This is a genomic window from Nitrobacter sp. (assembly GCF_051535215.1).
Taxonomy (GTDB): domain Bacteria; phylum Pseudomonadota; class Alphaproteobacteria; order Rhizobiales; family Xanthobacteraceae; genus Nitrobacter.
Map to the genome: position 1 here is coordinate 17,922 of NZ_JBPPLY010000024.1, position 11,269 is coordinate 29,190.

10 protein-coding genes and 1 pseudogene are annotated in these 11,269 nt (G+C 59.7%); 10 read left to right on the forward strand and 1 reads right to left on the reverse strand.

Annotation, left to right across the window (positions count from 1 at the left end):
• Positions 1–282 precede the first annotated feature (282 nt).
• Both ACS3WB_RS15335 and ACS3WB_RS15340 read left to right on the forward strand, forming a co-directional pair.
• Positions 283–783 carry an RNA polymerase sigma factor gene (locus ACS3WB_RS15335; protein WP_438276349.1) on the forward strand — a complete coding sequence of 167 codons (501 nt, stop codon included), beginning with the start codon at positions 283–285 and terminating at the stop codon, positions 781–783.
• A gap of 110 nt (positions 784–893) precedes the next feature.
• Positions 894–1,856: a FecR family protein gene (locus ACS3WB_RS15340; protein WP_438276350.1), complete on the forward strand. Its 963-nt coding sequence runs from the start codon at positions 894–896 to the stop codon at positions 1,854–1,856.
• A 77-nt stretch (positions 1,857–1,933) separates the two neighbouring features.
• On the opposite strand, the gene ACS3WB_RS15345 is transcribed toward ACS3WB_RS15340, so the two are convergent.
• Positions 1,934–2,164 (reverse strand): hypothetical protein, encoded by a 231-nt coding sequence (locus ACS3WB_RS15345; protein WP_438276351.1) that lies wholly within the window; start codon positions 2,162–2,164, stop codon positions 1,934–1,936.
• 1 nt (position 2,165) lies between these two features.
• On the opposite strand from ACS3WB_RS15345, the gene ACS3WB_RS15350 reads away from it, so the two are divergent.
• The 8 genes and pseudogenes from ACS3WB_RS15350 to ACS3WB_RS15385 form a co-directional block, all read left to right on the forward strand.
• Positions 2,166–4,406 (forward strand): TonB-dependent siderophore receptor, encoded by a 2,241-nt coding sequence (locus tag ACS3WB_RS15350; RefSeq protein WP_438276352.1) that lies wholly within the window; start codon positions 2,166–2,168, stop codon positions 4,404–4,406.
• Positions 4,407–4,890: 484 nt separating this feature from the next.
• Positions 4,891–5,397 carry an RNA polymerase sigma factor gene (locus tag ACS3WB_RS15355; protein ID WP_438276353.1) on the forward strand — a complete coding sequence of 169 codons (507 nt, stop codon included), beginning with the start codon at positions 4,891–4,893 and terminating at the stop codon, positions 5,395–5,397.
• A gap of 112 nt (positions 5,398–5,509) precedes the next feature.
• Complete coding sequence (locus tag ACS3WB_RS15360) at positions 5,510–6,439, forward strand: FecR family protein (protein ID WP_438276354.1); 930 nt, start codon at positions 5,510–5,512, stop codon at positions 6,437–6,439.
• A 125-nt stretch (positions 6,440–6,564) separates the two neighbouring features.
• Positions 6,565–9,078 (forward strand): TonB-dependent siderophore receptor, encoded by a 2,514-nt coding sequence (locus ACS3WB_RS15365; RefSeq protein ID WP_438276355.1) that lies wholly within the window; start codon positions 6,565–6,567, stop codon positions 9,076–9,078.
• A complete protein-coding gene (locus ACS3WB_RS15370) occupies positions 9,072–9,362 on the forward strand; it encodes a hypothetical protein (protein ID WP_438276356.1) in 291 nt (96 codons plus the stop codon). The genes ACS3WB_RS15365 and ACS3WB_RS15370 overlap by 7 nt, the downstream gene beginning before the upstream one ends.
• A gap of 3 nt (positions 9,363–9,365) precedes the next feature.
• Complete coding sequence (locus ACS3WB_RS15375; protein WP_438276357.1) at positions 9,366–10,544, forward strand: PepSY-associated TM helix domain-containing protein; 1,179 nt, start codon at positions 9,366–9,368, stop codon at positions 10,542–10,544.
• Entirely contained in the window at positions 10,541–10,750 is a 210-nt protein-coding gene (locus ACS3WB_RS15380; RefSeq protein ID WP_438276358.1) for a hypothetical protein, read from the forward strand. Before ACS3WB_RS15375 ends, ACS3WB_RS15380 begins: the two co-directional genes overlap by 4 nt.
• Before the next feature lie 50 nt (positions 10,751–10,800).
• Positions 10,801–11,269, forward strand: a pseudogene (locus tag ACS3WB_RS15385) (tonB-system energizer ExbB); the annotation flags it as partial.

Here is an 11,269-nt window from a genome sequence, read left to right on the forward strand (position 1 = left end):
ACGGCGGTCAAGTCCCGGGGTGCCTGTGTGTCCCGCACGAAAAGCGCGAACCTTTGCATGTCGCGGTCGCGAAAATGCAACGACGGTGAAATCCGTCAGGATTTCAGCATCATAAATCAGCAAGGCGACAGCTCTCCGATCGGCTTCGATAGTTTGGTATTTGATCCTAGAAGAAGTCTAAATACGTGAGATTGCAAGGCAATTGCCACTCGCATATGGAATGCTTCAGCGGTTGCAAGCAGGAAGGCGCGGGAGCGTATCCTTGCGACGAGGGGCTCGCCTGTGGCATTCGATGTCCAAGATCTGTTTCGGCGGCATAGTCAGGAACTGAAATGCTTCCTGCGCCGCCGCGGCGCGTCCGCGGACACCGCTGCCGACCTTGTGCAGGACACCTTTTTTAAGCTCCTCACCGCGACTCCGGCCGGGCCGGTCGACAACGTTCAGGCCTATATTTTCCGTATCGCGAACAACCTTTCGATTGATCTGGCGCGTCGGCAGCGGCTGATGCCGCTCGTCGACAATAGCGACGACGTGCTCAACCGCCTCGTCGATGAAGCACCGTCTCCCGAGCGTGCGGTGCTCTCGCGCCAGGAACTGGCACTGTTGCAGGCGGCGCTCAATCAAATCCCGGAGCGGCCGCGCGAGGTGTTTCTGGCGCGTCTTGAAGGCAAGACATTTGCCGAGATCGGGCAGATCATGGGGGTTACGGCGCAAACCGCGTTCAGCCACATGCTCAGGGTCATGATGCACCTCAAGGCGGCGCTCGACCGGGTCCAGGAATAATTTTCGCTCCCCGTCAGATATTTCGCTCTCCTGATCGTCTCCAGATAAGAGCACCTATGGTACGGCCGGCCCCGGGGTCGTTCGGGACGATCGCAAGAGGAGCGCGTCTGATGGGGACCGATCCCAATTGGACCGACGACGAGGATTTCGGCTGCAATCTCGATCCCGTATCGCAGGAGGCCGTGACATGGTTCGCGACCATGCACGCCGATCAGGTCGCGCCGGCCGATCAGGTCGCCTTCCGCGCCTGGCTGCGGCGGGACGAGCGCCATCGCGCCGCCTATGCAGAGGTCGAGCGACTATGGTCGGGAGCCTCCGAGCTTCCGATCGTGAGGTCGCGTCGCCGCACCAAGCGGATCGCCGTCACGCGCCGAACGTTCGGTGCGGGCGTGCTCGCCGCGGTGGTCGGTGCTGGCACCTGGACGGCCTATCAGCAGCACCCCTTTGCGGACTACCGCACCGCCACCGGCGAGCGCCGAACGGTTAAGCTCGCCGACGATTCAACTGTGGACATGGCCGGCGCGACGGCTATGTCGATCGATTTCAGTTCAGAATTGCGCCTGATTACGCTGCACCGGGGCGAGGCTTATTTCTCGGTTGTGTCCACCACGTCGCGCCCGTTTGTCGTCGAGGCCGCAGCCGGCCGCACAATGGCGGCCGGGACTGCATTCAACGTCGATTATGTCTCCGACGATGACGTGCGCGTCACAGTCGCCCGCCACGCTGTCGCTGTCCGCGTCGGCACGGAGGGCGTGCGGCTCGATGCCGGATCGCAACTCACATATGGCCGCGAGAACATCGGCGCGCCTCAGACGATCGATCCGGCTTCGGAGCTTGGCTGGCGTGACGGCCGTCTGGTTTTCATCTCGCAACCGTTCGGGCGGGTCATCGCGTCGCTCAATCGCTGGCGGCAAGGCCGGCTGATGGTGATGGGATCGGCGCTGGCGGCGCGCCCTGTCACTCTCATTATCGATCTCCAGAAATCGGGAAATATTCTTGCCACCCTTGAGGACACGCTCCCGATCCGCGTCGTCAATGTGACGCCCTACCTGACGCTGGTGTTCGAGGCATGAGGTCGTAAGTCAAAAATTCTTTTCGGCCCATCTGATAACGCCGGATCCGCTTCGTCTGAACGAATGAGGGCTCGGCATCACGCCGACGCCTGCTTGTTTACAGGAGCGGGGGCGATGGTGGGGCGAAGTGTTTCGAGGGGCGGAACGACCAGGCTGGTGGCCTTGCTGGGATCGACGTCGCTTGCCGCCTTGCTGCTAACCCTGTCACCCGCAGTCGCGCAACCTGCGTCTTCATCAGCGCCGGCAGCGGGCGCGCTCCAACGTTCGATCGCGTTCTCCGTTCCGCCGCAGCCGTTGTCGAGTGGCATCGTGGCGTTCTCGCGCGCGGCCGGCGTCGATCTCGTGTTCGACGGTGCGGTGCCGCGCGATGCGCGCACATCCGGCGTCTCGGGAACGTTTACGGTGCGCGAGGGCGTCAGCCGGCTGCTCGCCGGCACCGGACTGACGGCACGGTTCACGGGCGCGCGCACGGTGCAGATCATTAATCCCTCAGCGGCGGGCGCCGCCGGTGCGACGCCCGCTGGCGCGATCTCGCTCGATACCATCGACGTGCAGGGCGAGACAGCGTGGGGGCCGGTGCAGGGTTTTGTCGCCAGCCGCAGCGCGACGGGGAGCAAGACCGATACGCCGATCATCGAAGTACCGCAGTCGATCTCGGTCGTCACGCGTGACCAGATCGAGACAAGGAGAAACCAGACTCTGAACGAGACGCTGCAATATACGCCGGGCGTCTTTGCCGAGACGGGCGGCGTTCAGCACAGTGCTCCGACGTTTCAGATACGAGGTTTCAGTGCCATTCCGTGGGACGGGTCGATATTGCTGAACGGGCTGCGCACCATCAGCAACGGCGACATCGAGCCTTACGGGCTGGAGCGCGTCGAGGTGATGCGCGGGCCTGCATCCGTTCTCTACGGGCAGAACCAGCCGAGCGGCGTGATCGCTCTTGTCACCAAGCGCCCGACCGAGCAACCCATTCATGAAGTGCAGCTTCAGGGCGGCAGCTTCGACCAGAAAGGCGGCGCTTTCGATTTCAGTGGTCCGGTGACGGAGGACAGGACGCTGCTCTATCGCTTCACCGGTCTCATGCGCGAGGGCGGCAACGGCATCGACTTCTCGAACGACAGGCGCGCGTTCCTCTCCGGCGCGCTGACATGGCGCCCGACCACAGAGACTGAAATCACGGCTTTTGCCCTGTATCAAAAAGACAAGGGCAAATGGAACTATGGGCTTCCGGCGGAGGGAACGGCGCTGCCCAATCCGAACGGGCGAATCCCGCTCACGCGCTATCTCGGCGAACCTGCCCTTGATTATAATATGACGGAGCGGGCCGTCGCTGGCTACAATCTGGTCCATCGTGCCACCGACAGCCTGACCTTCAGGCAGAACCTTCAATACACTAGGGAAAATTGGGACAGTCGCAACGTCACACCGGATGGCCTTCAGGCCGACCTGCGCACGCTCGACCGGAGCTTCGTCACCCAGTTTATGAGCTTCGACACTTTTGCGATCGACAACCAGGCCGAGTTGCAAGCTACGACCGGCATCCTGCACCACACCGTGCTGTTCGGTGTGGACTATCGATGGCGACAATACGGCTCTGTAGGATCATGGGGAGGAACTGCCAGCCCGATCGACGTCTATGTTCCCATCTACGGCCAGCCTGTTTTCCTTCCGCCTGATAATTACGGATCACGGCAGACCGAAAATTTCCCCGGTATTTATCTTCAGGATCAGATCAAGCTCGACCGCTGGATTTTAACTCTTGGCGGCCGCTACGACTGGGCGGAGTCCAGGACCGTCGACACCTTCAGCGACACGATCACCAATCAGAAAGATCAGGCCTTTACGAAGCGGGCCGGGCTTGGATACGAGTTCGACAGCGGCGTGGTCCCTTACGTCAGCTACTCCGAATCCTTTATGCCCGTTTCCGGAACGACGTTTGACCAGACGCCATTCAGGCCGGAAACCGGAACGCAATACGAGGTAGGTATCAAATATCAGCCGAAGGACACAAACCTGCGGATTACGGCCGCGGTTTACGATTTGCGGCGCCAGAATGTCACGACGGCGGATCCGGCACATCCGTTCTTCAGCATCCAGACTGGCGAGGTCACCTCGCGCGGCTTCGAATTCGAGGCGGTTGCCAGCCTGACCAGCAATCTCAACCTGACCGCGGCCTATTCCTACAACGATGCGCGAGTGACAAAAAGCGAGGACATCGATCTCGGCAAACGGCCGGTCCGCACGCCGCCCCATCTTGCCTCGATTTGGGCCGACTACACCATCCGCGAGGGCGCGCTGAACGGGCTCGGCTTTGGCGGAGGCGTGCGTTATGTCGCGGCCAGCGCGGGAGATTGGGCCAATACCTTCTATGCACCCGCCTATACGGTGGTGGATGCGATGGCTCGCTACGACATCGACAACTGGTGGTTCTCCGTCAATGTCACCAACCTTTTCGACACGCAGTATGTCGCGGGGTGCGCCGTTATCACTCAATGCAACGTGGGGCGCATGCGCACCGTGATCGGCAAAGTGAGCTATCGCTGGTAGCTGACGAAATTTGGGGTGGCGATCCAACGGGCGCCGCTTTCTCGCATGGCTGCGCGACGAGGTGGTGGTGCTGCGCGCGCTCGGGTTCGGCAGCGCAACAGACCAACCTTCACAGTCAAGAAGTGCCACGACGTCACTGTACTCGCTAATGATCTCCACTTTCGGGCAGTCGATATTGCCCCCTGATGGAGTCGCCCTCGTGTGGCCATGCCGGCAAACCGGCCAGCGGATTTCTCAGACGGCGAGAATCCGGAGTTGTGGTCGATATCGTTGCATCGAAACAAAAGCGGGGCCTCATAATCACTTAGGGCATGTCCCGGATTGGATCGACGGTGTGAGGTTCGTCATCGTTTAGAACCGATCTAAATTATTGTATTTGAAACAAAATTTGTGATCCAGTACCTCTGGTTACGAATGCATGGCAACGGTGAGCGGATTCACCGCATCCAGCGAGGTTATGCAGCCGCGTCGGAGTCTGGATAGAATGAGCGCCCGCGCGATTGACATTGCCGGACTGTATGCCGCCGAACGAGGGCGGCTAAAGCGGCTCGTCAGATGCATGGTCAGAAGCAGAACCACCGCGGAAGATCTTGTCCAGCAGGCATTCGTCAAACTCATCGACAATGCGGATCGTGGTAACGTCTCCGATATTCCCGGCTATCTCGCGACCACGGCTCGTAACCTTGCGCTCAATCATATACGAGACGTCGCCCGGCGCTCCGAAGTCGAACTTCAAGAAGCGGATTTACATGCCATCGCCGACGCCCGGCCATCGCCGGAAATGGCGACGATCTATCGCTGCGAGTTGCGCCGCGTGCTACAGGCCGTGGCCGCGCTTTCGCCCCGCAAGCGGGACGCCTTCGTCCTGCACAAGTTCGACGGACTGACCTACGACGAGATTGCAGCCCGCCAGGGGGTCTCTCGTGCCACCGTCATCAGCCAGATTGTCAGCGCTCTGGCTGATCTCGACCGGCGTCTCGTGCAAAAATAATTCCCTCCAGGCGATCCTCATCTGCGGCTTCTCAGGTGTCTTTAATAAAGAGAGGCTCAGGTTTCGCACCGATTCAGGTGTCGAGACGGCTCCCTCCTGCTAGGAACGGGCCATGGAGGACGAATCGACAGACCCGGTGGTTCTTGAGGCGTTGGAATGGTTCGTCCGGATGCGGGACGACAAAATCACTGCCGAGGACCGCCGTGCATTTGAGGCGTGGCTTGCCGAAGATCCTGACCACGCTGCTGCCTTGGCGCGCGCCGAAACCCTGTGGCGACGGTTCGATATCGTCAAGCCCGAGCTTGAACGGCTGCATCGCGCGCAAAGTGTCTTCAGTCGACGCAATGTGATCCTGGGCAGCGCCGTCGTCTTGATCGGCGCGGGCGCAATCTACCTTCGAAATCGCGACGACCTCTTCGCGGATTATAAGACAGATGTGGGCGAGCGGCGGACCGTTTCCCTTGAAGACGGAACTTCGGTTGAACTCGGTAGCTATTCGGCTCTGTCAGTGGATTTTATGCCAACCGAGCGACGCGTCCGGCTCCATCGGGGGCAGGCGTTTTTTGAAACGACCGCTGACCCGGCGCGTCCTTTTCTGGTTGATGCCGCTAACGGCGTGATGCAGGCGCTGGGGACGAAATTCGACGTGAAGTTTGTTGATGACCTCGTCACGGTCGTGGTGTCCGAGCATGCCGTCATGGTGTGGGGTGCTTTTCCCGCCGTCACAGTCGAGCAGGGATGGCAGGTCAGCTTCGGCCGAAACGGACAATCTGCCCTCATGCGCGCCGATCTCAAGACTGCGGAAGCGTGGCGGCGAGATCAGATCATTTTTCAGGATGTCCCGCTCAGGCGCGTACTGGCCGAGATTGGACGCTATCGCCGCGGCCGGATCGTCCTGATGGATAATAGTCTTGGCGCTATTCCCGTGACCGCAATTTTCAGCGCCAAGCAACCCGAGAATGCGTTGCAAACGCTCGCCGAAACGCTGCCGATCCGTCTTTTCAGTGCTGGTCCGTTGCTGACGATCGTCTATCCGGCTTGAATGATTCTAAAATAAACAGTTGCTGCGCCACTCATTAGTTTGGCGTTCTCAGGTGTCGATCCCTATGAGGGTGTGAAACGCGCCCTTCGCAGTCCCGCCGTTTGCGGGACAATCGGGTGGGGGCGATGCGGACAGACGATACGACAAGCGGCACGGCGGAAGCGAGGGTCGCGCGTGAATATCTCCTGCGGCGACCGGCGTTGAACCTCGCCCTTATGGCGACGACGGCAATCCTTCTTGTCTCGACGCTGCAATCGCCAGCGCTCTCGCAAACCCGCTCCACTGAGACGACTGCATCGACCCGGCCACAGTTCAATATTCCGGCGCAACCCCTGTCGCAGGCGCTTGTGCAATTCTCGACGGCAAGCGGTGTGCAGGTGTTCGTCAATGCGGGCGTTGTCCGTGGCATCAACTCGCCTGGCGCGAGCGGCGCGCTGACTCCTGCGGTCGCGCTGAACCGGCTATTGGCCGGTACTGGACTCACCTATCGTTTCACCAACGCGAGCACCGTAGCGATTGAACGTCCGGGCACTACGGCAGCCGCCGGCACGTTGCCGGCTGGCGCGATCCCGCTTGATACGATTGATGTTCAAGGCGAAACGGCATGGGGTCCAGTGCAAGGTTATGTCGCAACACGCAGCGCAACCGGCTCCAAAACAGACGCGCCCATCATCGAGATTCCGCAGACGATCAATGTGGTCACGGCGGATCAAATCAAGGCCCAGGGCGCGCAAAGCGTGAGTGAGGCGCTACGTTATACGCCCGGCGTTCGATCCGAGGGTTATGGTGCGGCCTCGCCTTTCGATGTCTATACGCAAGTCCGCGGCTTCCGCACCGATCTTTATCTTGACGGGTTGAGGCTGCCTACTGGCGGCATCGAGGGCACGGCAAGCGGCGTTGTCGATCCGTGGGCGCTTGAGCGTCTTGAAGTTCTCAAAGGACCGGCATCCGGGCTCTACGGTCAGGCCGGCCCAGGCGGCATCATCAACATGGTGACGAAGCGTCCTACCGGAACGCCAGTGAGAGAAGTGCAGGTTCAAGGAGGCAGTTTCGGCCGAGTTCAAGGAGCATTCGATTTCGGCGGTCCGATCGACGAGGGCGGCCAGTTCCTTTACCGCGTGACAGGTTTGGCACGGAGTTCGGGAACACAATTGGATTTCGCCGAAGATGACCGGGCTTTCATTGCCCCGGCCTTAACGTGGCGGCCAAACAACGATACCTCCTTGACGGTGCTCGGGATGTATCAACGCGATCGCGGTGTCTGGTCCTACTTCAACTATATGCCTGCGGTCGGGTCGCTTTACGATTTCGACGGGCGCAAAATCGCGACAAACCGCTATCTCGGTGAGCCGAATTTCAACAGGCTGAAGCGGGATCAAGCGTCGGTAGGTTACGAGTTTCAACATCGGTTCAACGATACGCTTTCGTTCAAACAGAACTTGCGCTTCAGCGACACTGACTTTTTCACTCGCGGCGTCATCACGGGCCGTTCTTATCTGAGTGGCAATGGAGAGATTAACCGGGGCGGTATTCAGGTTCAGAACCGAGCCAGCGCGTTTGCCATCGACAACCAGTTCAAGATCGACGTCGCAACCGGGCCGCTCATTCATGACGCTGTGGTCGGTCTCGACTATCGACGTGAAACGTCAAGTGATCTTTTTACGACGGGTTCAGCGCCGCCGCTGAATGTCTTCAATCCTCAATATAACTCCGGACCGGTCACTGTCGATGACTTTACATTGACGAACTACGAGTCGATCCTCGATCAGGTGGGCGTTTATGCACAGGATCGGATCAAGTTCGGACAATGGATCGCGACCCTTGGTGGCCGCTACGACCGCGCGAAAAGCACCCTCGACAATGCCGTAACATCATTCGCTCCGGCCAGCCGAAACGATCAGAATGATGGAGCATTCACCGGCCGCGCGGGGTTGACGTATCTCTTCGAAAGCGGGATCGCACCATACGTAAGCTACGCAACCTCCTTTCAACCGGAGACAGGCCTCGACTCAATTACCCGAAGCGCGTTCAAACCCAGCGAAGGAAAGCAGTTCGAAGCCGGGATAAAGTACCAGCCGACAGGAACGAAAACGCTCATAACCGTTGCGGCTTTCGATCTTACGCAAACCAACCGTATCACGAGTGACGCCCTGTTTCAGCGACGCCAGATCGGTGAAGTTAATGTAAAGGGGATTGAAGTCGAAGCTAAGGCAGAGGTGCTTCAGAATTTTAATGTAATCGCGTCCTACGCCTACCTGGATCATAAAATTACCGAGAGCGCCAACCCCGCCGAGGTCGGACGCAAGCTCTTTTCCACGCCGAACCATCAGGCGTCGCTTTGGGGCGACTATGGCTTCGCGACCGGACCATTGTCCGGTCTCACCATAGGTGCAGGCGCACGATATGTCGGAGCCACGACCGACCTCTCGAATAAACTCGATGTTCCGGCGGTGACGTTGTTCGATGCGCGGGTCAAATTCGACCTTGAAAAAATTTCTTCCAGGCTTGCGGGCGCGTCGCTTGCGGTGAGTGCGACCAACGTCTTCGATAAAATATACGTAAGTCAGTGCGACGGCGACACCATGTGCACCTACGGAACACGCCGCGCCATCCTTGCAACACTGAACTACAAATGGTGATTGCGGCGAAACTTCAATGCAGTCCAGCGGTGGTCAGTCAGGATTTTCCCTGGTTCGCCAGGCTTGAATTCTGCACCGACAAGCTCTCGACCGACGTTGCCCGGCTGAACCATGACGCGGTGCCACCGGCTGTGAAAGGGGCCGGATATCGAACGGTGGCCGATTTCATCATGCGGCCAATCAAGTCGATCGACGCGCTTGAAGCGTCAGTCGGCAATTCGGACGTAAGCCCGCGGACCGTCGTTGACGATTCAATTTCACAGCATTCTGGTCCGGACATCTGAACGATGAAACCGCGCACCTTGCGAATATGGATATGGCTGCACAAGTGGAGCAGCCTGATTTCGATGGTCGTCCTCGTGATGTTGTGCCTCACCGGGATGCCGTTGATTTTCGCCGAGGAAATCGATCACTGGCTGGAACCCCATCCGCCGGCGAAGCAGGTGCAGGCCGGTACGCCTGCGCCTGCGCTTCAAGACCTCGTCGATCGGGCGCAAACAATGCGGCCGATCGGCTCCGTCACCGACGTCGTCTTTTTTCTCAAGGATGAACCTCATATCGCTTTCGTACAGACGGCCGCCACGCACAATCCACCGCTGCGAACCAGCTATTACTACAAGTTCGATCGGCGCACGGGTGAATTGCTGGGAGAGGAGCCGTCCACCACGTCCGGCTTCATGTATGTCGTCCGGCGACTGCATATCGATATGTTCGCCGGCCTGCCCGGCTCCCTGTTTTTGGGGGCGATGGGGTTGCTGCTCGTGATGGCGATGGTTTCCGGCGCGGTGGTCTACGCCCCGTTCATGAGAAAACTTCGCTTCGGTACGGTGCGCACCGCGCGCGGCCCGCGCGTCCGTTGGCTGGATCTGCACAATCTTCTGGGCATCGTCACGCTGGCCTGGTTGTTGGTGGTCGGGACCACAGGATCGATTAACACGTTGGCCGGGCCGATAGAGCAGCGGTGGCAAGCGACCGAATTACGCGACATGCTGCGGCCCTATGAGAGCCGGCCACCTTACACGCATCATGTACCGATCGATGTCGCGTTGCGTGTCGCACGAGAAACGGCGCCGGACAGGCGCGTCATTTCCGTCTTTCTCCCGGGATCGGCATTCAGCGGTGAGCATCATTATACGGTGTTCACCACAGGTAACACGCCGCTGACCGGCCGGTTGCTCGTTCCGGTGTTGATCGATGCCGGAACCGGCGAACTCACTGCGATGCGCGAGATGCCCTGGTATTCCAAGGCGCTGTTTCTGTCGCAACCGTTGCATTTCGGGGATTACGGCGGTCTGCCGCTGAAGCTGATCTGGGTGCTGCTCGACATCGCGAGCATCATTGTTCTCGGTAGCGGGCTTTATCTGTGGTGGGGCCGCCGGCGTGCTTCGGCTGAAACGCTTGAGGCGGTGCTTCGGGAACGCCGTGCGCCGATCGCGGCTCGCGCGCAATCCGAGGCGGCCGAATGACGCGTCAGTCCAGCTACCGGATATGGCGTTGGCCGACCGCAATAGCGGCCTCGTCAGTATTCGGCTTGCTATCGGCTCTGCTGGGGCAGGGCGGCATCTGGTGGGCGCTGTCCTGGGCTGCGCTGGCGATCCCGTTGCTGGTGGCTGTCTGGTGCTCTTTTAAGACGAATGTCGAAAAGGGATCGTACAAACACAGCGGTCTTTGAGCATGACAATGATTGCGCGCCGAGCGGCGGCACAACGAAAAGAGAGTGGAATGTGTCAGGACGAAACCGTGCGGCGTAGTCAAATGGTCAGGACGATCGCCCGGATTGCGACAGCTTTGGCGCTGGCCAGTATCACTCTGGCGCAGGTTTCAGTCGTTGGAGCGCAGGACCTGCAACCGTCCTCACCCGCGTCTTCCACATCGCAGCAATCAACAGCATCGCCCACCGTTGCACCGGCGTTGATCGCTCAATCCCCCTCGTTAACGACTCCGCAATCAACGACTTCGTCGGATTCTCAAGCTTCGGCATCGGCTCCGGCCGAGGTTGCGCGTCCAGAGCCAATCCCAAGTCCAATCCAAAACCAAAGCGATACGCTATCGACCGCGCCCTCGGCTTCGCCTGCTGTTTCTGCCTCTTTGCTTCCGCGGGATTTGTCGCCGTTTGGGATGTTCCTGCAGGCGGACGCGGTGGTGAAGGCGGTGATGATCGGGCTTGCGTTCGCCTCGCTGGTGACGTGGA

Bases quoted from the DNA above. Each gene is read 5' to 3' on its own strand.
- ACS3WB_RS15355 (WP_438276353.1), top strand. From the start codon at position 4,891: ATGAGCGCCCGCGCGATTGACATTGCCGGACTGTATGCCGCCGAACGA.
- ACS3WB_RS15360 (WP_438276354.1), top strand. From the start codon at position 5,510: ATGGAGGACGAATCGACAGACCCGGTGGTTCTTGAGGCGTTGGAATGG.
- ACS3WB_RS15365 (WP_438276355.1), top strand. From the start codon at position 6,565: ATGCGGACAGACGATACGACAAGCGGCACGGCGGAAGCGAGGGTCGCG.
- ACS3WB_RS15370 (WP_438276356.1), top strand. From the start codon at position 9,072: ATGGTGATTGCGGCGAAACTTCAATGCAGTCCAGCGGTGGTCAGTCAG.
- ACS3WB_RS15375 (WP_438276357.1), top strand. From the start codon at position 9,366: ATGAAACCGCGCACCTTGCGAATATGGATATGGCTGCACAAGTGGAGC.
- ACS3WB_RS15345 (WP_438276351.1), bottom strand. From the start codon at position 2,164: ATGCCACTCGACAACGGCTGCGGCGGAACGGAGAACGCGATCGAACGT.
- ACS3WB_RS15380 (WP_438276358.1), top strand. From the start codon at position 10,541: ATGACGCGTCAGTCCAGCTACCGGATATGGCGTTGGCCGACCGCAATA.
- ACS3WB_RS15340 (WP_438276350.1), top strand. From the start codon at position 894: ATGGGGACCGATCCCAATTGGACCGACGACGAGGATTTCGGCTGCAAT.